General features: G+C 61.6%; 1 protein-coding gene. It reads left to right on the top strand.

Annotated elements, in window-relative coordinates; all coding sequences use genetic code 11:
* Positions 1-245, top strand: a 245-nt coding sequence (locus tag HMPREF2791_RS12050; protein WP_168168294.1) for an HNH endonuclease signature motif containing protein, incomplete at both ends; no start/stop codon positions are given.

Here is a 245-nt window from a genome sequence, read left to right on the forward strand (position 1 = left end):
CGTGTTAGAGGTCGCCGCGTTCCACCCCCAGGAAGGCCCGGTCAACCTCTACCACGGTAAACGCTGCGCCAACGCCAAGCAGAAGGTCATGTCGAAACTGCTCTGCCCGAGCTGTGCGTTTCCCGACTGCAAACACTCCGCTGAGACCACGCAGACGCACCACATCAACGCCTGGCGCTATGGGGGCATGACCAACATGGATAACCTCGCCGAACTGTGCCCGTTCCACAACGGGGTCAACGCCG

Origin of the sequence: Corynebacterium sp. HMSC034A01, assembly GCF_001838175.1 — a bacterium.
GTDB lineage: Bacteria > Actinomycetota > Actinomycetes > Mycobacteriales > Mycobacteriaceae > Corynebacterium.